The sequence below is a fragment of the Enterobacter sp. PL_is514 genome, assembly GCF_055816715.1.
The window spans coordinates 113,450-132,303 of sequence record NZ_JBVPGN010000027.1; the positions used below are offsets into that span (position 1 = coordinate 113,450).

20 protein-coding genes are annotated in these 18,854 nt (G+C 57.1%); 11 read left to right on the plus strand and 9 right to left on the minus strand.

What is annotated here, in order from left to right; genetic code table 11:
• Positions 1-141: 141 nt before the first annotated feature.
• The 5 genes from pnp to mtr all read left to right on the plus strand — a co-directional run bounded on the left by pnp (position 142) and on the right by mtr (position 6,736).
• Positions 142-2,280, plus strand: coding sequence for a polyribonucleotide nucleotidyltransferase (gene pnp / locus AC0TNG_RS04615; protein ID WP_024906369.1), 2,139 nt, complete (start codon positions 142-144; stop codon positions 2,278-2,280).
• A 108-nt stretch (positions 2,281-2,388) separates the two neighbouring features.
• Positions 2,389-3,273, plus strand: a complete 885-nt coding sequence (gene nlpI / locus AC0TNG_RS04620) for a lipoprotein NlpI (RefSeq protein ID WP_023309331.1) — start codon at positions 2,389-2,391, stop codon at positions 3,271-3,273.
• A gap of 107 nt (positions 3,274-3,380) precedes the next feature.
• Positions 3,381-3,461, plus strand: a complete 81-nt coding sequence (yrbN, locus tag AC0TNG_RS04625; protein ID WP_100122156.1) for a protein YrbN — start codon at positions 3,381-3,383, stop codon at positions 3,459-3,461.
• A complete protein-coding gene (locus tag AC0TNG_RS04630; protein ID WP_048028855.1) occupies positions 3,454-5,349 on the plus strand; it encodes a DEAD/DEAH family ATP-dependent RNA helicase in 1,896 nt (631 codons plus the stop codon). Before yrbN ends, AC0TNG_RS04630 begins: the two co-directional genes overlap by 8 nt.
• Before the next feature lie 142 nt (positions 5,350-5,491).
• Positions 5,492-6,736, plus strand: coding sequence for a tryptophan permease (gene mtr, locus AC0TNG_RS04635; protein WP_473712475.1), 1,245 nt, complete (start codon positions 5,492-5,494; stop codon positions 6,734-6,736).
• 84 nt (positions 6,737-6,820) lie between these two features.
• Here mtr and AC0TNG_RS04640 read toward each other — a convergent pair whose 3' ends face one another.
• From AC0TNG_RS04640 to ubiU, 3 genes are all read right to left on the minus strand, one after another.
• Positions 6,821-7,828, minus strand: coding sequence for a luciferase-like monooxygenase (locus AC0TNG_RS04640; RefSeq protein WP_032650369.1), 1,008 nt, complete (start codon positions 7,826-7,828; stop codon positions 6,821-6,823).
• Between the two features lie 78 nt (positions 7,829-7,906).
• Positions 7,907-8,785: a U32 family peptidase gene (locus AC0TNG_RS04645; protein WP_473712474.1), complete on the minus strand. Its 879-nt coding sequence runs from the start codon at positions 8,783-8,785 to the stop codon at positions 7,907-7,909.
• 7 nt (positions 8,786-8,792) lie between these two features.
• Positions 8,793-9,788 (minus strand): ubiquinone anaerobic biosynthesis protein UbiU, encoded by a 996-nt coding sequence (gene ubiU / locus AC0TNG_RS04650; protein WP_473712473.1) that lies wholly within the window; start codon positions 9,786-9,788, stop codon positions 8,793-8,795.
• Positions 9,789-9,999: 211 nt separating this feature from the next.
• On the opposite strand from ubiU, the gene ubiT reads away from it, so the two are divergent.
• Positions 10,000-10,524 (plus strand): ubiquinone anaerobic biosynthesis accessory factor UbiT, encoded by a 525-nt coding sequence (ubiT, locus tag AC0TNG_RS04655; protein ID WP_024906374.1) that lies wholly within the window; start codon positions 10,000-10,002, stop codon positions 10,522-10,524.
• Entirely contained in the window at positions 10,518-11,021 is a 504-nt protein-coding gene (locus AC0TNG_RS04660) for a GNAT family N-acetyltransferase (protein ID WP_023309324.1), read from the plus strand. The genes ubiT and AC0TNG_RS04660 overlap by 7 nt, the downstream gene beginning before the upstream one ends.
• Here AC0TNG_RS04660 and AC0TNG_RS04665 read toward each other — a convergent pair.
• The gene (locus tag AC0TNG_RS04665) at positions 11,008-11,337 is read right to left on the minus strand and encodes a GIY-YIG nuclease family protein (protein ID WP_008501484.1); all 330 of its coding nucleotides are present in this window, start codon (positions 11,335-11,337) and stop codon (positions 11,008-11,010) included. The two genes, AC0TNG_RS04660 and AC0TNG_RS04665, sit on opposite strands and share 14 nt — an antisense overlap.
• Positions 11,338-11,351: 14 nt before the next feature.
• Here AC0TNG_RS04665 and AC0TNG_RS04670 point away from each other — a divergent pair, with 14 nt between their 5' ends.
• The gene (locus tag AC0TNG_RS04670) at positions 11,352-11,786 is read left to right on the plus strand and encodes a YhbP family protein (RefSeq protein ID WP_024906376.1); all 435 of its coding nucleotides are present in this window, start codon (positions 11,352-11,354) and stop codon (positions 11,784-11,786) included.
• Here the strand turns inward: AC0TNG_RS04670 and AC0TNG_RS04675 are convergent.
• The gene (locus AC0TNG_RS04675) at positions 11,766-12,284 is read right to left on the minus strand and encodes a type 1 glutamine amidotransferase domain-containing protein (RefSeq protein WP_023333577.1); all 519 of its coding nucleotides are present in this window, start codon (positions 12,282-12,284) and stop codon (positions 11,766-11,768) included. The genes AC0TNG_RS04670 and AC0TNG_RS04675 overlap by 21 nt on opposite strands.
• 128 nt (positions 12,285-12,412) lie before the next feature.
• On the opposite strand from AC0TNG_RS04675, the gene AC0TNG_RS04680 reads away from it, so the two are divergent.
• Together AC0TNG_RS04680 and AC0TNG_RS04685 are read left to right on the plus strand one after the other, a co-directional pair.
• Positions 12,413-13,057 (plus strand): NAD(P)H-binding protein, encoded by a 645-nt coding sequence (locus AC0TNG_RS04680; RefSeq protein ID WP_032650365.1) that lies wholly within the window; start codon positions 12,413-12,415, stop codon positions 13,055-13,057.
• Positions 13,058-13,097: 40 nt separating this feature from the next.
• A complete protein-coding gene (locus AC0TNG_RS04685) occupies positions 13,098-14,135 on the plus strand; it encodes a permease (protein WP_267217572.1) in 1,038 nt (345 codons plus the stop codon).
• Between the two features lie 66 nt (positions 14,136-14,201).
• On the opposite strand, the gene dolP is transcribed toward AC0TNG_RS04685, so the two are convergent.
• Genes dolP through AC0TNG_RS04705 form a run of 4 tightly spaced genes read right to left on the minus strand, consistent with a single transcriptional unit; the run spans position 14,202 to position 17,914 of the window.
• Positions 14,202-14,777, minus strand: a complete 576-nt coding sequence (gene dolP, locus AC0TNG_RS04690) for a division/outer membrane stress-associated lipid-binding lipoprotein (RefSeq protein WP_024906379.1) — start codon at positions 14,775-14,777, stop codon at positions 14,202-14,204.
• 9 nt (positions 14,778-14,786) lie between these two features.
• Complete coding sequence (gene diaA, locus AC0TNG_RS04695) at positions 14,787-15,377, minus strand: DnaA initiator-associating protein DiaA (protein WP_003861754.1); 591 nt, start codon at positions 15,375-15,377, stop codon at positions 14,787-14,789.
• 21 nt (positions 15,378-15,398) lie between these two features.
• A complete protein-coding gene (locus AC0TNG_RS04700) occupies positions 15,399-15,794 on the minus strand; it encodes a YraN family protein (RefSeq protein WP_021242244.1) in 396 nt (131 codons plus the stop codon).
• Positions 15,752-17,914: a penicillin-binding protein activator gene (locus tag AC0TNG_RS04705; RefSeq protein WP_473712472.1), complete on the minus strand. Its 2,163-nt coding sequence runs from the start codon at positions 17,912-17,914 to the stop codon at positions 15,752-15,754. Before AC0TNG_RS04705 ends, AC0TNG_RS04700 begins: the two co-directional genes overlap by 43 nt.
• Positions 17,915-17,976: 62 nt before the next feature.
• Between AC0TNG_RS04705 and rsmI the strand changes: the two genes are divergently transcribed.
• Positions 17,977-18,840, plus strand: a complete 864-nt coding sequence (gene rsmI / locus AC0TNG_RS04710; RefSeq protein WP_473712471.1) for a 16S rRNA (cytidine(1402)-2'-O)-methyltransferase — start codon at positions 17,977-17,979, stop codon at positions 18,838-18,840.
• The last annotated feature ends 14 nt before the right edge of the window (positions 18,841-18,854 follow it).

Sequence of the window (18,854 nt, forward strand, 5' to 3'; positions counted from 1 at the left end):
TTGCAGAGGTTCGCGCGGCTAATGAGAGGCTTCACCCATGGGGGTGTTGGTTGTCATTAGTCGCGAGGATGCGAAGAAGGTCGGGTTAAATCGACAGCACACCGGTGGTGTGCTGTCAAACATTTAAGAAAGGACAGAACTTTGCTGAATCCGATCGTTCGTAAATTCCAGTATGGTCAACATACCGTCACGCTGGAAACCGGCATGATGGCTCGTCAGGCTACTGCTGCCGTTATGGTAAGCATGGATGACACTGCGGTATTCGTTACCGTTGTTGGCCAGAAAAAAGCTAAACCAGGTCAGGACTTCTTCCCGCTGACCGTTAACTACCAGGAGCGTACCTACGCTGCCGGTAAAATCCCGGGTGGTTTCTTCCGTCGTGAAGGCCGTCCAAGCGAAGGCGAAACCCTGATCGCGCGTCTGATTGACCGCCCGGTTCGTCCACTGTTCCCGGAAGGCTTCGTTAACGAAGTACAGGTTATCGCGACCGTTGTTTCCGTTAACCCGCAGGTTAACCCGGACATCGTAGCGATGATCGGTGCGTCCGCTGCCCTGTCACTGTCTGGTATTCCATTCAATGGTCCAATCGGTGCCGCGCGCGTTGGCTACATCAACGACCAGTACGTGCTGAACCCAACCCAGGAAGAGCTGAAAGAAAGTAAGCTGGACCTGGTGGTTGCGGGTACTGAAGCGGCTGTACTGATGGTTGAATCCGAAGCTGAACTGCTGAGCGAAGACCAGATGCTGGGCGCTGTGGTATTTGGCCACGACCAGCAGCAGATCGTTATCCAGAACATCAACGACCTGGTGAAAGAAGCCGGTAAGCCACGTTGGGACTGGCAGCCAGAAGCGGCAAACGACGCGCTGAACGCACGCGTTGCTGCACTGGCAGAATCTCGTCTGAGCGATGCATACCGCATCACTGACAAACAGGAGCGTTACGCTCAGGTTGACGTGATCAAGTCTGAAACTATCGCGACCCTGGTTGCGGAAGATGAAACGCTGGACGCTAATGAGCTGAGCGACATCCTGCACGCTATCGAGAAAAACGTTGTTCGTAGCCGCGTACTGGCAGGCGAGCCGCGTATCGATGGCCGCGAAAAAGACATGATCCGTGGTCTGGATGTGCGTACTGGCGTTCTGCCACGTACTCACGGTTCCGCGCTGTTCACCCGTGGCGAAACGCAGGCGCTGGTTACCGCGACCCTGGGTACTGCACGTGATGCGCAGATCATCGACGAACTGATGGGCGAGCGCACTGACAGCTTCCTGTTCCACTACAACTTCCCTCCGTACTCCGTAGGCGAAACCGGTATGGTTGGCTCGCCGAAGCGTCGTGAAATTGGTCACGGTCGTCTGGCGAAGCGCGGCGTACTGGCAGTCATGCCAGAAGCAGACAAATTCCCGTACACCGTACGTGTAGTGTCTGAAATCACCGAATCCAACGGTTCCTCTTCCATGGCTTCCGTGTGTGGTGCCTCTCTGGCGCTGATGGATGCAGGCGTGCCAATCAAAGCCGCCGTTGCGGGTATCGCAATGGGCCTGGTGAAAGAAGGCGACAACTTCGTTGTTCTGTCTGACATTCTGGGTGACGAAGACCACCTGGGCGATATGGACTTCAAAGTAGCGGGTTCCCGCGAAGGTATCTCTGCACTGCAGATGGATATCAAAATTGAAGGTATCACCAAAGAGATCATGCAGGTTGCTCTGAACCAGGCTAAAGGTGCGCGTCTGCACATCCTGGGCGTGATGGAACAGGCGATTAACGCGCCGCGTGGCGACATTTCTCAGTTCGCTCCACGTATCCACACCATCAAGATCAATCCAGACAAGATCAAAGATGTTATCGGTAAGGGCGGTTCCGTAATCCGTGCGCTGACCGAAGAGACTGGCACCACCATCGAAATCGAAGATGACGGTACTGTGAAGATCGCAGCAACCGACGGCGAGAAAGCGAAATTCGCGATCCGTCGCATCGAAGAAATTACTGCAGAAATCGAAGTGGGCCGTGTCTACGCAGGTAAAGTGACCCGTATCGTTGACTTTGGCGCGTTCGTTGCCATCGGTGGCGGTAAAGAAGGTCTGGTTCACATCTCTCAGATCGCTGACAAGCGCGTTGAGAAAGTGACTGATTACCTGCAGATGGGTCAGGAAGTACCGGTGAAAGTTCTGGAAGTTGATCGCCAGGGCCGTATCCGTCTGAGCATTAAAGAAGCAACCGAGCAGTCTCAGCCAGCTGCTGCGCCAGAAGCACAGGCAGCAGAACAGCAAGGCGAGTAAGTTGCCATTTGCCCTCCGCTTTGCGGAGGGCCTATTATCAGGCAGGACGCCTTGTTAAGCCGCCGGGGGACAGGACGTTCATCCAATAGTTGTCTTCGGGAGTGGGAAATGAAGCCTTTTTTGCGCTGGTGTTTCGTTGCGACAGCTTTAACGCTGGCAGGATGCAGCAACTCTGCCTGGCGTAAGAGCGAAGTCCTCGCAGTGCCATTGCAACCGACTTTGCAGCAGGAAGTGATCCTGGCACGCATGGAACAAATACTTGCCAGTCGGGCTTTAACCGATGAAGAACGCGCACAGCTTTTATATGAGCGCGGAGTGTTGTATGATAGTCTCGGTCTGAGGGCATTGGCGCGGAATGATTTTTCACAAGCGCTGGCTATCCGACCTGATATGCCTGAAGTATTCAATTACTTAGGCATTTATTTAACGCAGGCAGGCAATTTTGATGCTGCCTATGAAGCGTTTGATTCTGTACTTGAGCTTGATCCAACTTACAACTACGCGCACTTGAATCGCGGTATCGCATTGTATTACGGCGGTCGTGATAAGTTAGCGCAAGATGATCTGCTGGCGTTTTATCAAGACGATCCTAATGATCCTTTCCGTAGCCTGTGGCTTTACATCGTTGAGCGGAAGCTCGATGAGAAGCAGGCAAAAGAAGCACTGAAACAGCGCTTCGATAAATCGGACAAGGAACAGTGGGGATGGAACATTGTCGAGTTCTACCTGGGCAACATTAGCGAAGCAACGCTGATGGAACGCCTCAAGGCGGACGCAACGGATAACACCTCGCTCGCTGAGCATCTCAGTGAAACCAACTTCTATTTAGGTAAGTACTACCTAAGTCTGGGGGATATGGACAGCGCTACGGCACTGTTCAAATTAGCGGTTGCTAACAACGTACACAACTTCGTTGAGCACCGTTATGCATTGTTGGAATTATCGCTCTTGGGCCAGGAGCATGACGACCTGGCAGAATCGGACCAGCAATAGCTGACGACAGAAACATCAGCCCGTAATCTTTTGATTGCCATCACCTTAACTGGTGAGGGCGTTGTTGTTCGTCAATACACCTACTTTGAGCCGGTTCACACTTTTCAATGAAAATTGCTAATCATTTTCACGATGAGCTAAGTAGACTGGCCGCCATTGACATTGAGGCACTCGTACTACATGGCTGAATTCGAAACCACTTTTGCAGATCTGGGCCTGAAGGCTCCTATCCTTGAAGCCCTTAACGATCTGGGTTACGAAAAACCATCTCCGATCCAGGCTGAGTGTATCCCACACCTGCTTTCTGGTCGTGACGTGCTGGGCATGGCCCAGACTGGTAGCGGTAAAACTGCAGCATTCTCGCTGCCGCTGCTGAACAACATTGATCCGGACCTGCGTGCTCCGCAGATCCTCGTCCTGGCTCCAACCCGTGAACTGGCTGTTCAGGTTGCAGAAGCCATGACGGAATTCTCTAAACATATGCGCGGCGTAAACGTGGTTGCCCTGTACGGCGGCCAGCGTTATGACGTGCAGTTACGCGCCCTGCGTCAGGGCCCACAGATTGTTGTCGGTACGCCGGGCCGTCTGCTGGATCACCTGAAGCGCGGTACCCTGGACCTCTCTAAACTGAGCGGTCTGGTACTGGATGAAGCAGATGAAATGCTGCGTATGGGCTTCATCGAAGACGTTGAAACCATCATGGCGCAGATCCCGGACGGTCATCAGACCGCGCTGTTCTCTGCAACCATGCCGGAAGCTATCCGTCGCATTACCCGCCGCTTCATGAAAGAGCCGCAGGAAGTGCGTATTCAGTCCAGCGTAACCACTCGCCCGGACATCAGCCAGAGCTACTGGTCTGTGTACGGCATGCGTAAAAACGAAGCGCTGGTACGTTTCCTGGAAGCGGAAGATTTTGATGCGGCGATTATCTTCGTTCGTACCAAAAACGCGACCCTGGAAGTGGCTGAAGCCCTGGAGCGTAGCGGCTACAACAGCGCAGCGCTGAACGGCGATATGAACCAGGCCCTGCGTGAGCAGACTCTGGAGCGTCTGAAAGACGGTCGTCTGGATATCCTGATTGCAACCGACGTGGCAGCACGTGGTCTGGACGTTGAGCGTATCAGCCTGGTTGTTAACTACGACATCCCGATGGATTCCGAGTCTTACGTTCACCGTATCGGCCGTACCGGTCGTGCGGGTCGTGCTGGCCGTGCACTGCTGTTCGTTGAGAACCGCGAGCGTCGTCTGCTGCGCAACATCGAACGTACCATGAAGCTGACCATTCCAGAAGCGGACCTGCCAAACGCAGAGCTGCTGGGCAAACGCCGTCTGGAAAAATTCGCCGCCAAAGTACAGCAGCAGCTGGAAAGCAGCGATCTGGATCAGTACCGCGCGCTGCTGTCGCAGATTCAGCCTGTTGCTGAAGGCGAAGAGCTGGATATGGAAACCCTGGCTGCAGCACTGCTGAAAATGGCTCAGGGCGAACGTAGCCTGATCGTGCCACCAGATGCGCCGATGCGTCCTAAGCGTGAATTCCGTGACCGTGACGATCGCTTCGAACGTCGTGGCGACCGTAACGATCGTGGCCCACGTGGTGACCGTCCAGAGCGTGGTGGTGAAGACCGTCCACGTCGTGAACGCCGTGACGCGGGCGACATGGAACTGTACCGCATTGAAGTGGGCCGTGATGATGGCGTTGAAGTTCGTCACATCGTTGGCGCGATCGCTAACGAAGGCGACATCAGCAGCCGTTACATCGGTAACATCAAGCTGTTCGCATCCCACTCTACCATCGAGCTGCCAAAAGGCATGCCGGGTGAAGTACTGCAGCACTTTACGCGTACCCGCATCCTGAACAAGCCGATGAACATGCAGCTGCTGGGTGATGCACAGCCACGTCCTGACCGTGGCGGCGAACGCCGTGGTGGTGGTCGCGGTTTCGGCGGCGAGCGTCGTGAAGGCGGTCGCAGCGAAGGTCGCGGTGGTGAAGGTCGTCGTTTCTCCGGCGAGCGCCGCGAAAGCCGTGGTCCACGTCGTGAAGAAGGCACCAGCCGTCGTCGTTTCGGTGACGCGTAAGCCTTACGCTTCTGACGTAAAGTAAAATATACAGCCCCGATACATGCTATCGGGGCTTTTTTTATTCCCTTTGTACTCTTGTACTGGTACAGTGCGTCACATTAAAATGCAGAACCGCATGATTGACTGGAGAAAAGGCTGTATGGCGACACTAACCACCACCCAAACGTCACCTTCGCTGCTTGGCGGCGTGGTGATCATCGGCGGAACCATTATAGGTGCCGGGATGTTCTCCCTGCCCGTGGTCATGTCCGGTGCGTGGTTCTTCTGGTCGCTGGCTGCGCTGGTCTTTACCTGGTTCTGTATGCTCCATTCCGGGCTGATGATCCTCGAAGCAAACCTGAACTACCGCATTGGCTCCAGCTTCGACACCATCACCAAAGATCTGCTGGGCAAAGGCTGGAACCTGGTTAACGGGCTGTCCATCGCCTTTGTGCTCTATATCCTGACCTACGCATATATCTCGGCGAGCGGTTCGATTCTGCATCACACCTTCTCTGAGATGTCGCTGAACGTTCCGGCGCGTCTGGCCGGACTATGCTTTGCGCTGGGCGTGGCGTTTATCGTCTGGATGAGTACCAAAGCGGTAAGCCGGATGACGGCAATCGTACTGGGCGCGAAGGTCATCACCTTCTTCCTGACCTTCGGCAGCCTGCTGGGGCACGTGACGCCCACCACGCTGTTTAACGTTGCCGAAGTGAATACCTCCTACACGCCGTACCTGCTGATGACGCTACCGTTCTGTCTGGCGTCGTTCGGCTACCACGGCAACGTGCCGAGCCTGATGAAGTACTACGGCAAAGATCCGCGCACCATTGTGAAGTGTCTGGTCTACGGCACGCTGCTGGCGCTGGCGCTGTACGTCATCTGGCTGCTCGGAACGATGGGCAACATCCCGCGTCCGGAGTTTATCGGCATTGCCCAGAAGGGCGGTAACATTGACGTGCTGGTGCAGGCGCTGAGCGGCGTGCTGAACAGCCGCAGCCTGGATCTGTTGCTGGTTATCTTCTCTAACTTTGCGGTGGCGAGCTCTTTCCTCGGCGTAACCCTGGGCCTGTTTGACTACCTGGCGGATCTGTTTGGCTTTGATGATTCTGCGATGGGGCGTTTCAAAACCGCGCTGCTGACCTTCCTGCCGCCGATTGTGGGTGGCCTGCTGTGGCCGAACGGCTTCCTGTACGCCATCGGCTATGCCGGACTGGCGGCAACAATCTGGGCGGCGATTGTGCCAGCGCTGCTGGCACGTAAATCACGTAAACGCTTCGGTAGCCCGAAATTCCGCGTCTGGGGCGGTAAGCCGATGATTGCGCTGATTCTGGTGTTCGGTGCTGGCAATGCGCTGGTACACGTGCTGTCGAGTTTTAACCTGCTGCCTGTTTACCATTAAACACATTGCCCGGTGGCGCTGCGCTTACCGGGCTTACAGGAATCGCGTAGGCCGGATAAGGCGAAGCCGCCATCCGGCAAAAAACTACCCCACCAGCTCCTCTTTCACCTGCATCGCCAGCTCAAACGAATGCAATCGCGCCTGGTGATCGAAAATCTGGCCGTTAACCATAATTTCATCCGCCTGCGTTTCGCGCAGCACCGCCTCCAGCCCGTGACGCACTTTCGCTTTATCGCCTACCAGCGACATGCTCAGCGCCTGCTGAACGCCATACTGCTCTGACGCTGACCACAGCTGATGCATATTCTCCACCGGCGGCGGAAGCTGGCCCGTCTCACCGCGGCGCAGCTTCACAAACGCCTGCTGCATAGAGGTGAACAGGAATTCCGCGTCGCGATTGCTGTCGGCGGCAATGATGTTGATGCACACCATCGCGTACGGTTTCTCCAGACGCTCGGACGGTTTGAAGTGCGTGCGGTAAAGATGCAGCGCCTGATGCAGCATATCCGGCGCGAAGTGCGAGGCAAACGCAAACGGCAGCCCCAGCTGTGCGGCCAGCTGTGCGCTGTAGAGGCTTGATCCCAACAGCCATACCGGGATCTTCTCGCCGTAACCTGGTACCGGGCGCACGTGCGGGTTCGGGTCACGCGCGTCGAACCAGTCCACCAGCTCTGCCACGTCGCGCGGGAAGTTATCGATATCGCCGCTCATATGGCGACGTAGGGCGCGCATCGTTGGCTGGTCGCTGCCAGGCGCACGGCCAAGCCCCAAATCGATACGGCCCGGATAGAGGGTATTCAGCGTGCCGAACTGCTCGGCGATCACCAGCGGGGCATGGTTCGGCAGCATCACGCCGCCGGAGCCCAGGTGCAGAGTGGTGGTATTTGCCGCCAGATAACCAATCAGTACCGAGGTGGCGGCGCTGGCAATGCCCACCATGTTGTGGTGCTCGGCCAGCCAGTAGCGGTGATAGCCACGCTTTTCGGCCAACTGAGCGAGATCGAGGGAGTGCGAAAAGGCTTCTCTTGCCGAGGAGCCTTGTGGGATCGGCGCCAGATCCAGCACCGAAAACGGAATAGTTTTGTCAGTCATAACAGCTCACTTTGTCGACGGTCAATCTTTAATACTGCATTAAAAAATGATAACCGTTGTTAACAAAGTGAGCCTTTTTTACGCCTGCAATTCCAGCCCGGCCAGACGCTTCCAGTAGCCGTTGCAGTCGCTGTTTGCCGTCAGCGGCAGCGGAGCGGAACCGTTTTCGTTGGCACGGAAGGCGTCAAGCATCGCGAACACGCCGGTATCCAGCGGTGACAGCCGAACCATATCCACCAGCCCGTCCATCGACGCCAGCTCGTTGCCGAGGTTATAGACATAGCCGCTCATGGTCTGAATGCCGTTGAGGACAAACACCTGCTGATTCTCCTGCGACAGCATGCTGCGCCCGTTTGGGTACTTAATGCAGCAGGTTTCGCACTCGTCTTTCGGACGGCCTTCCGAGCGCGCGGTAAAGCAGCGGGCAGAATAGGCCAGCGGCAGATGCCCGTAGCTCAGCACTTCCACTTCAAACTGATTGCGAATGCCCAGCTCGTCGCACTGGTTCAGCAGGTTAGCCAGCCAGTCGCGGGAGAGCTCCACCGGCATGCACCAGCGCGTCATCCCCTGTTTGAGCAGCAGGCGCAGGGTCACGGCGTTATAGCAGTTCAGAGCATGGCCCGCTACAAACGGTAGCTTGCGTTCGGCGCACATATTCACCACGCCGAGATCGCTCGCTTCCAGCAGGAACTCGCCGTTTTCGACATAGCGCTTCAGCTCGCCCAGTTCGGAAGACGCCTGCACCAGCGCAAGCGTGGAGAGCACCACCTGCTTGCCGCTGCCGGCCAGGCTTTTCGCCATGTCCAGCCAGTCGCCCACTTTCGTCGCCCGGCGCTTGCTGCACACCGCTTCGCCGAGGTAAATCACATCGGCGCTGCTGGTGGCGGCCTGTTGGTAAAAATCTTCCAGCGTCTCTTTTGGCCAGTAGTAGAGCACCGGTCCTAATGAATATTTCATGGTTATCTCACTGCCATTTACGGTGATACGCGCCAAGCGTGGTTTGCGTGCCTTCGGACATCGATCCGAGCGTGTCCATCCAGGCCTGCTGCGGAGCATAGTTCTGCGGGTCCGCCATGCAGCGGTCGATGGCCTGACGCCACACTTTCGCCACCTGGCTCACATAGGCCGGGCTGCGCTGACGACCTTCGATTTTCACCGAGGCAATATTGGCCGCCAGCAGTTCCGGCAGCAGCTCCAGCGTGTTGAGGCTGGTCGGCTCCTCCAGCGCGTGGTAGCGCTCGCCGTCGACCAGATAGCGGCCTTTACACAGGGTGGGATAACCGGCGTTTTCACCGTCCTGATAGCGGTCAATCAGCACCTCATTCAGGCGGGATTCCAGCCCCTGAGGGGTCTGCTGCCAGCGGACAAAGCGGGCAGGGGAGCAGGCCCCGACGGTATTCGGCGATTCACCGGTTAAATAAGAGGAAAGATAGCAACGGCCTTCGGCCATGATGCACAGGCTGCCAAAGGCAAAAACTTCCAGCGGCACTGGCGTGACGCGCGCGAGTTGCTTAACCTGATGAATAGAGAGCACGCGCGGCAGCACCACGCGAGCCACGTCAAAGTGTTGATGGTAAAAACGCACAGCTTCTTCGTTGGTGGCAGATGCCTGAACAGAGACGTGGCGCTCAATATGGGGATAGCGTTCTGCCGCATACTCAAGCATGGCGAGGTCGGCCAGGATCAGCGCATCGGCACCCAGCTGTGCCGCCATATCCACCGCGCGCTGCCAGCGGGCGTAGCCGTCAGGATGAGCAAAGGTATTGATGGCGATATGCAATTTGCGGCGGTGCTGGTGAACGAAGTTAACGGCTTCCTGAAGCTTTTTCTCCGTAAAGTTGAGGCCAGCAAAATGGCGGGCGTTGGTGTCATCTTTTAGCCCGATATAGACCGCATCGGCCCCATTTTCGATGGCCGCCTTAAGCGCCGGAAGATTTCCGGCAGGGCAGAGCAGCTCCATAATTTATCCTGATGTAGTCGATCGCAAAATTGTTAACGAGCTGGGATTTTAATTAACCCATAGGCGACAATTTTTGATTTAAGGCAGCTAATGGCGTATTGATGACACCAATAATGAGGTACGGCGGACGACGGTTTGTTGATTTACGCCGCTATGTTGCGCTTCGGATATGGCAAAATAGCAGGACTATAGATATCAGGGAGTAAAGCTCGTGCTGGATAAACTGCGTTCACGTCTCGTACAATTTGGTCCATCAATGCTGAGCGTGCCGGTAAAGCTGGCGCCGTTCGCGCTTAAACGTCAGGTGCTGGAGCAGGTCCTGAGCTGGCAGTTCCGCCAGGCGCTGCAGGATGGCGAGCTGGAATTCCTGGAAGGGCGCTGGTTGAGCATTGAGGTGCGTGATATCGGGCTGCGCTGGTTTACCTCCGTTGAGAATGACCAGCTGATCGTTCGCGAAACCGCCGAGGCGGATGTGAGCTTTAGCGCCAACGCCAGCGATCTGCTGATGATCGCCGCGCGTAAGCAGGATCCGGATACGCTCTTCTTCCAGCGCCGTCTGGTGATTGAAGGCGACACGGAGCTCGGTCTGTACGTGAAGAATTTAATGGATGCCATTGAGCTGGAGCAGATGCCGAAAGCGCTGCGCGTGATGTTAATGCAAATGGCAGATTTCGTTGAGGCCGGGCTGAAAACCCCGCCGGACGGTAAACATACTTCAGTAGGTGAGCCATGCTGATTCGAGTCGAAATTGGGATTGATGCGCCGGGGATCGATGCGTTGTTACGCCGCGCCTTTGCGAGCGATGCCGAAGCCCAACTGGTCCATGACCTTCGCGAAGACGGCCTGATTACGCTGGGGCTGGTTGCCACCGATGACGAAGGTCAGGTGGTGGGCTATGTTGCCTTCAGTCCGGTCATCGTTCAGGGCGAAGAGCTGCAGTGGGTAGGCATGGCACCGCTGGCGGTAGATGAAAGCTATCGCGGGCAGGGGCTGGCACGCCAGCTGGTCTATGAAGGGCTGGATTCGCTCAATGAGTTCGGTTATGCGGCCGTTGTCACGCTGGGCGATCCGGCGTTCTATGGCCGTTTAGGCTTCGAGCAGGCCGCGCATTACGATCTGCGCTGCCGCTGGCCGGGTACGGAATCCGCGTTCCAGGTGCACCGTCTGGCGGACGACGCGCTGAACGGCGTCAATGGCCTGGTCGAGTACCACGACCATTTCAATCGCTTTTAATCAGGCTCTCGCGTAGCGCCTCAAAGGAGCCGTCTCCGGTCACGAGGCGCTCTTTCTGGCGCTTCGTCAGCTGCTTGATGCGGTATTCCAGCCTGAGCGCCAGCGATCGGTCACCGACGGGCGCCGAAAAGGCGAGCTGTAATTCCCCTTTCCCTCGCAGTGCTTTTGCCCCTTTCCCCGTTTGATGTTGTAAAAAACGCCGCGCCACATCGGTGGTGATCCCGGTGTAGAGTGCGTTATCAGCGGTTCGGACAAGATAGAGAAACCAGCACACGGTAAACAGATTCAGTATGTTAAGGTGAACGCACCATAGCATGAGAGAGAACGAAAATGGAAACACTGGCCGCCATTAACCGCTGGCTGGCGAAGCAGCATGTTGTCACCTGGTGCGTCTATGACGAGGGGGAAATGTGGTGCGCAAACGCGTTTTACTACTACGATCCGGAGCGCGTCGCGTTTTATGTCATGAGCGAAGACAAAACGCGTCATGCGCAGATGACCGGCCTGCAGGCGAAGGTCGCAGGCACGGTGAATGGCCAGCCGAAAACGGTCGCGCTGATCCGCGGCGTGCAGTTCAAAGGGGAGATCCGTCGTCTGGACGGCGAAGAGAGCGACGCGCGCCGTAAACTCTACACGCGCCGCTTTCCCGTTGCCGCTGCGCTAAAAGCCCCGGTGTGGGAAATCCGCCTCGATGAGCTGAAATTTACCGACAACACCCTGGGCTTTGGCAAGAAGCTGCACTGGTTACGCGCCGAGCAGGCGTAGCGCTTCGCGGTTAAACGCCGGGAGATCGTCCGGGGTACGGCTGGTGATCAGCTGATCTTTGTCGTTGACCACTTCCTGATCGTAAAACTCGGCGCCCGCATTTTTCAGATCGATAACGATCGGTTTCACCGCCGTGAGCTTACGCCCGCGTACAACCTCCGCGCTGATGAGCAGCTGCGGACCGTGACAGATGGCAAAGACCGGTTTGCCGGTAGAGACAAAGTCCCGGGTAAAGGTCACGAAGCGTTCGTCCCCGCGCAGGGAATCCGGGGAATGGCCACCGGGTAACAGCAGGGCGTCGAAATCTGAGGGGCTAACGTTATCGATAGTCTCATCAATGGTTACGGTCGCCTCGCCCTTATGGCCTGTCACCGTTTTGCCCGCCTCTTTCTCAATGGTGATGACCTCATGTCCCGCCTTGCGGAACGCCTCTGCAGGCGAGGTGAATTCTGAATCTTCAAACTCGTCGGTAATCAAGACTGCGATTTTCTTGCCCATGCTTCCTCCGTTGTTTTGGCTTCAGACTGATTTTTCTCCGCTTGTGGTAAATACTTACCTGTAACAGACTTCTAAGTGTGGTCGACGACGCTGAGTTCGCAAACGGACAATTCTGTAAAGGGGATACGATGAGTCAGGTATTGATTACCGGGGCTACCGGGTTAGTGGGCGATCATCTGCTGCGGCTGCTGATTCAGGATCGCCGCGTGAACTATATCGCCGCCCCGACGCGTCGACCGCTGGCAGATTTATCTGGCGTCTTTAATCCGCACGATCCTCAGCTGACGGACGCGCTGGCGCAGGTCCAGGATCCTATTGATATCGCCTTTTGCTGTCTGGGCACCACGCGACGGGAGGCGGGCAGCAAAGAGGCATTTATCCACGCCGACTATACGCTGGTGGTGGACACCGCGCTTACAGCGAAAAAGCTGGGGGCCAAACATTTTCTGGTGGTCAGCGCGCTGGGCGCTAATGCCGGATCGCCTTTCTTCTACAACAAGGTGAAGGGCAAGATGGAGGATGCGCTGATTGCGCAGAAATGGGAGCAACTGACGATTGTGCGCCCTTCGATGCTGATCGGCCACCGGGACGAACGCCGCTTTAACGAGTCAATACTGGCCCCGCTGTTTCGCATCCTTCCCGGCAACTGGAAGGCCATCGAGGCGCGGGACGTCGCGCGGGCGATGTTAAAAGAGGGACTGGCTCCGTCGAAAGCGGGCGTAAACATTATCCCTTCGGCAAAACTGCGTGAAATCGCGCAGGGCGAGGCGTAAACTCCCCCGGCTAATAACCTAATACTCTCCGGGGAATGCTATGACTGGTCAGTCTTCATCTCAGGCGGCAACACCTGTTCAATGGTGGAAGCCCGCACTCTTCTTTCTCGTGGTCATTGTTGGCCTCTGGTACGTGAAATGGCAGCCGTACTACGGCAAAGCCTTCACCGCCGCCGAAACGCACAGCATCGGTAAATCTATTCTCGCTCAGGCTGAGTCCAGCCCGCTGCAGGCGGCGTGGGACTATGCCATGGTCTACTTCCTTGCCGTCTGGAAAGCCGCCGTTTTAGGCGTCATTCTGGGGTCGCTGATTCAGGTGCTTATCCCGCGTAACTGGCTGGTGAAAACCCTGGGCCAGCCGCGCTTTCAGGGCACGCTGCTGGGGACGATTTTCTCCCTGCCGGGCATGATGTGCTCCTGCTGTGCCGCGCCCGTGGCTGCAGGGATGCGCCGCCAGCGCGTGTCGATGGGCGGCGCGCTGGCGTTCTGGATGGGCAACCCGCTGCTCAACCCGGCGACGCTGGTGTTTATGGGCTTTGTGCTGGGCTGGCATTTCGCGTTCATCCGTCTGGTCGCCGGACTGCTGACCGTGCTGGTGGTGGCGACGCTGGTGCAAAAACTGGTGAAGGATACTGCCGAAGAACCCGCAGCCGTTGAGCTGGACGTCAGCGAGCCGCAGGGGGGCTTCTTTGCGCGCTGGGGCAGGGCGCTATGGCAACTTTTCTGGAGCACCATCCCGGTCTATATCCTGGCGGTACTGGTTCTGGGGGCGGCGCGCGTCTGGCTCTTCCCGCATGCGGATGGTGCTATCGACAACACGCTGATGTGGGTCATTGCGATGGCCGTTGCAGGCTGCCTGTTTGTGATCCCAACGGCGGCGGAGATCCCGATTGTTCAGACCATGATGCTGGCCGGCATGGGCACCGCGCCGGCGCTGGCGCTGCTGATTACGCTGCCGGCGATCAGCCTGCCGTCGCTGATTATGCTGCGTAAGTCATTCCCGGCGAAAGCGCTCTGGCTGACCGCAGGGCTGGTGGCGTTGAGCGGGATTATGGTGGGAAGTATTGCGCTTCTGTGAAAAACGCCCGGTGGCGCTACGCTTACCGGGCCTACAAAAAAATCCCCTCAAGTGAGGGGATTTTTTTTATTTAATGTAAGTAAACGCGGTGGTGACGTGCTTCACGCCGCTCACCCGGCTGGCGATATCGGCCGCCGCTTTCCCTTCACGGTCGGTCACCAGACCCAGCAGGAACACTTCGCCGTTTTCAGTCGTCACTTTCACGTTGGAGGATTTCACCTGGTCCGAGCCCAGCAGCTGGGAACGCACTTTGGTGGTGATCCAGGTATCGGAAGAGGCATCACCTAAACCAATTGGCTTGCCCTGACGCACTTCGTTAAACACCTCTGTGGTTCCTTCAACGCCCATTGCGATTTGTTTCGCACGAGAGGCGAGTTCCATATTCGGCGCCTGGCCTGCCAGCAGCACTTTGCCCTGGTAAGCCGTCACGTTAATACGCGCCTCTTTCTTGATCTGTTCGTCTTTCGACAGCGCACTGTTGACGCGCAGCTCCAGCGTACCGTCATCCACCTGTGTCCCCACAGAGCGCGGATCGGTTGCCGCTTTGGTGCCTACTGCGGCGGTACCCACAACGGCCGCAGCGATACATCCCTGAAGCAGTAATGCAGACATAAGGACTGCGAGGGTCGATAAAGCCTTCATAAGAACTCCTTAATCATCCTGGTGAGGGAAAAGCGTGTTATCGATCAAGTCACATAAGCAGTTCACCGTGAGCATATGCATTTCCTGAATACGCGCGCTCCGGTGAGACGGAATGCGGATTTCCACATCCTGCGGCCCAAGCAGACCCGCCAGCTCACCCCCGTCATAGCCGGTTAAGGCCACGATGGTCATGTCGCGGGTGACGGCGGCTTCAACGGCTTTGACAATATCCCGGCTATTACCGCGCGTAGAGATGGCCAGCAGCACATCTCCGGCATGACCCAGGGCTCGCACCTGCTTTGCGTAAATTTCGTCATGCAGACGATCGTTAGCAATCGCCGTTAAGACCACGTTATCGGTATTAAGTGCAATGGCGGGTAAACTCGGGCGTTCTGTTTCAAAGCGATTGATCATGCTGGCAGCAAAATGCTGTGCGTTGGCGGCTGACGTGCCGTTGCCACAACAGAGGATTTTGTTGCCATTAAGCAGGGATTGCACCAGCGTCATTGCGGCACGCGAGATAGCATCCGGAAGGGCTTCCGCCGCGGCAATCTGAGTCTGGATGCTTTCTGTGAAGCACACTTTAATTCTTTCGAGCACGTTATCCCTTTTAAATCCTAATTATGCGTCTTCGCCAAAAGCGTTTTTAAGCCATTCGATCTCATTTCCGGTGAAGGCTATCACATCGAACCGGCAATCCACAGTATCAAAGCTCCCATTATGGCGGGCAAGCCACAAGTGGGCAGTCTGTAATAATTTATGTTGTTTGGCGAGCGTCACGCTGGCGGCAGCACCGCCAAAACGGGAGGACTGTCGAAAGCGGACTTCTACAAACACGATGACCTGACCGTCTTTCATGATCAGATCAATTTCGCCGCCACGCCCGCGGACGTTGGCGGCAATAAAGCGCAGTCCTTTGCCTTCAAGCCAGCGACGCGCCTTTAACTCCCACGCATCGCCGGTCTGTTTGCGGCTTAACTGGCCGGGACGATCTGCCCCTGCTGGTATTTGAGCCATGATAACTTCCTGTTGATCACGCAGTCCTGAGTCGCGGTCAGATCGCCGGTGTTGCCGTTAAGCTCAAAGCCCGGCACCTGACGCATCTGGGTAAAGTGGTTCGCCAGCGCCCATGCATCGACACCCATCGCATACAGACGCGCCAGCGAATAATCGTTACGTACGGTACTCAGCGCCTGCTGCATCAGCGCCGGGTTGCTGCCGGCCAGCATCGGGATTTCGCTGTACTGCAGACCGTCCATTTCCAGACGGAAATCCGGCCCTGCGGTGCCCTGCGCGCTGCGGGAGCTGGCGTAGAGCGTTGCGCCGCTCTGGCTGCCGTTACGCATCGCGATCATCGGTTTGATAAAGGCGATCTCCTGCGGCGTGGCAACGATATAGGCCGCATCCACTTTACCGCCACCGCTGATCTGCGCGTCGGTAGGTGGGGCAGGGATCGTCAGGCCGCCAATCGTCACGCCCTGCTGCTGTGGCAGGCTCGCGGTGACAGGACTGCCGTTAAGCGCGATGCCCGCCCCGCCGTTTACGCCCGCGCGCAGTTCAGAGACGGAACCGAATTTCTGCTGCAGCACCACGCCGCCGCCCAGCTTCTGCCACTCATCGGCAAAGGCATTGGCCACGCGATCGCCCAGCGCGCTGCGTGGGATGAGCAGCAGCGGAGCCTGCTTACCCTGCTCGTGAATATGACGCGCCGCATCGCGGGCTTCATCTTCAGGAGAGAGCGCGAAGTAGCAAATATTGGCCCGGTTCTGAACCTGCTCCGGCTGGTTGAGCGCCAGCACGTTCAGCGTGGTATTGCTCTTCATCAGCTCTTCCACATTGTTTTTCAGTAGCGGACCGACAACGATGCTCGCCCCGTCCTGTTGAACCTGCGCCAGCACCTGATCAAGCGGCTGCGAACTGGTGTCGTAGATTTTCAACTCAGCGCCCGGATTGGCGCTGGTGGTTGCCACGGCCTGCGGCTGCGCGGCAGGTTGGGCCGCGGGTTGCGCAGGCTGCTGTTGAGGTTGCTCTGCTGTTGTGACAGGTGCAGGTGCCGCTTGCGTCTCGGCCGGAGCCTGGGTCGCAGGTGCTGTAGTAGCCGGTGCCGCTGTAGCTGGCGGCGTCGTCGGAGCCGTCACCGGGTTTTGCATCGTGCCCTGCGCTGGCGCTTGCGCCGTGGTCAGGTCGCTGGTCTCTGCGGCAGATGGACTGACAACATCATTCACGTTAGCCGCCTGGGCCGCCTGCGCTGGAACCGCGCTGCCGGTTACCGTCGTCGTGCCGTTTTTCGCCGCTTCAAAGCCCTGCTGAATGGTGCGGCCAAACACCGCCGCCTGGCCGTTGAGCGGCAGCAGCAGAGCGATTTTGCTGGTAGACGCAGGCTTAAAGTTCTGCACGTTCACCAGCTGGGTTGGCAGCATTTTCGCGCCCGGGTTTTGCGGGTAGCGCGTCTGCCAGTCCGTAATACCGGCTTTCAGCATCTTTGGATCGCTGCGGTTGTTAAACCACATCTGCTGCAGATCCAGCCAGCCCTGCAGGACGTTTTCATCGGCGTTGATGACCAGCGCCTGCGCCTGTTCCTGCGTCATCGACGCCAGCGCTTGCCAGGTGGCATCGATATTTTTCTGCTTATCGGCACCGCCAAGCAGTGGCTCTTGCGCGACGAGCGCGCGGAGCAAGGTCAGCGAAGGGCGTCCCTGCTCAGCGGTAATGCCCGCCTGCCAGAAGCGCGCCTGCTGATTTTTATCCAGCGCGCTCACGTCAATATCCCCGAGGATCTTCTTCGCGGCGGCGTAATCTTTCAGCGCGACTTTCAGCTCGGCAGAGAGCAGGCTCTGCTCACGACGCTGGGCGTCGTTAAGATCTTTTGGCAACTGGTTAAACAGCTCGGCTGCCCGCTGGGTTTTACCCTCTTTCAGCAGTGCACGAATGGCGAGTAATTGCCAGTTGGTCTTGGTATCATTTGAACTCTGCGACATTTGTTGCAGATAAAAGCCAGAATCAGCCTGAGCAGAACCCTGGAGATGGGCGGTGCTCTGGTCAGGTGCCTGGGTGCCACAGCCTGCAAAGATCAGGGCTGCCAGCAGAAGCGGCACGCTGCGCGTGGCTTTTTTTCGAAGAAACGTTAACGGTACCATACTGTATCCAGTGATTTTTTTTACGCAATGCTCAATATTAAATCGGCAATACGGACGAAACAATGAAACAACACGAAACGGCAGATAATTCTCAAGGCCAGCTTTATATTGTACCTACTCCTATCGGGAATTTGTCTGATATTACCCAACGTGCGCTCACCGTACTGCAAGCTGTTGATTTAATTGCTGCTGAAGATACCCGCCACACTGGCCTGCTGCTGCAACATTTCGCGATTAACGCCCGTTTGTTCGCTCTGCACGATCACAATGAGCAACAAAAAGCCGAAACGCTGGTGGCAAAGCTGAAAGAGGGGCAGAACATCGCCCTGGTCTCCGACGCCGGTACGCCGTTGATTAACGATCCAGGCTATCACCTGGTGCGTACCTGTCGCGAAGCCGGTATTCGCGTTGTGCCCCTGCCGGGTCCATGCGCTGCCATTGCTGCGCTGAGCGCCGCAGGTCTGCCGTCTGACCGTTTCTGCTATGAAGGCTTCCTGCCAGCCAAATCCAAAGGCCGTCGCGACGTCTTAAAAGACCTGGAAGCGGAACCGCGCACCCTGATTTTCTACGAATCCACGCACCGCCTGCTGGAGAGCCTGGAAGATATGGTGACCGTCTGGGGGGAAGCCCGCTACGTGGTGCTGGCGCGCGAGCTGACCAAAACCTGGGAAACGATCCACGGCGCGCCGGTGGGTGAACTGCTGGCGTGGGTGAAGGAAGACGAAAACCGCCGCAAGGGCGAAATGGTGCTGATTGTCGAAGGGCACAAGGCGGAAGAAGACGCGCTTCCTGCCGACGCGCTGCGTACGCTGGCGCTGCTGCAGGCGGAACTGCCGCTGAAGAAAGCGGCGGCATTAGCGGCGGAGATCCACGGCGTGAAGAAAAATGCGCTGTATAAGCATGCGCTGGAGCAGCAGGCGGAGTAATCCCTTACGCCTGT

Bases quoted from the DNA above. Each gene is read 5' to 3' on its own strand.
- AC0TNG_RS04675 (WP_023333577.1), bottom strand. From the start codon at position 12,284: ATGGGCAAGAAAATCGCAGTCTTGATTACCGACGAGTTTGAAGATTCA.
- AC0TNG_RS04640 (WP_032650369.1), bottom strand. From the start codon at position 7,828: ATGACTGACAAAACTATTCCGTTTTCGGTGCTGGATCTGGCGCCGATC.
- AC0TNG_RS04645 (WP_473712474.1), bottom strand. From the start codon at position 8,785: ATGAAATATTCATTAGGACCGGTGCTCTACTACTGGCCAAAAGAGACG.
- AC0TNG_RS04680 (WP_032650365.1), top strand. From the start codon at position 12,413: ATGAGTCAGGTATTGATTACCGGGGCTACCGGGTTAGTGGGCGATCAT.
- AC0TNG_RS04700 (WP_021242244.1), bottom strand. From the start codon at position 15,794: ATGGCTCAAATACCAGCAGGGGCAGATCGTCCCGGCCAGTTAAGCCGC.
- AC0TNG_RS04670 (WP_024906376.1), top strand. From the start codon at position 11,352: ATGGAAACACTGGCCGCCATTAACCGCTGGCTGGCGAAGCAGCATGTT.
- AC0TNG_RS04630 (WP_048028855.1), top strand. From the start codon at position 3,454: ATGGCTGAATTCGAAACCACTTTTGCAGATCTGGGCCTGAAGGCTCCT.
- AC0TNG_RS04665 (WP_008501484.1), bottom strand. From the start codon at position 11,337: ATGCTATGGTGCGTTCACCTTAACATACTGAATCTGTTTACCGTGTGC.
- ubiU (WP_473712473.1), bottom strand. From the start codon at position 9,788: ATGGAGCTGCTCTGCCCTGCCGGAAATCTTCCGGCGCTTAAGGCGGCC.
- AC0TNG_RS04660 (WP_023309324.1), top strand. From the start codon at position 10,518: ATGCTGATTCGAGTCGAAATTGGGATTGATGCGCCGGGGATCGATGCG.
- nlpI (WP_023309331.1), top strand. From the start codon at position 2,389: ATGAAGCCTTTTTTGCGCTGGTGTTTCGTTGCGACAGCTTTAACGCTG.
- mtr (WP_473712475.1), top strand. From the start codon at position 5,492: ATGGCGACACTAACCACCACCCAAACGTCACCTTCGCTGCTTGGCGGC.
- yrbN (WP_100122156.1), top strand. From the start codon at position 3,381: ATGAAAATTGCTAATCATTTTCACGATGAGCTAAGTAGACTGGCCGCC.
- dolP (WP_024906379.1), bottom strand. From the start codon at position 14,777: ATGAAGGCTTTATCGACCCTCGCAGTCCTTATGTCTGCATTACTGCTT.
- AC0TNG_RS04705 (WP_473712472.1), bottom strand. From the start codon at position 17,914: ATGGTACCGTTAACGTTTCTTCGAAAAAAAGCCACGCGCAGCGTGCCG.
- AC0TNG_RS04685 (WP_267217572.1), top strand. From the start codon at position 13,098: ATGACTGGTCAGTCTTCATCTCAGGCGGCAACACCTGTTCAATGGTGG.
- rsmI (WP_473712471.1), top strand. From the start codon at position 17,977: ATGAAACAACACGAAACGGCAGATAATTCTCAAGGCCAGCTTTATATT.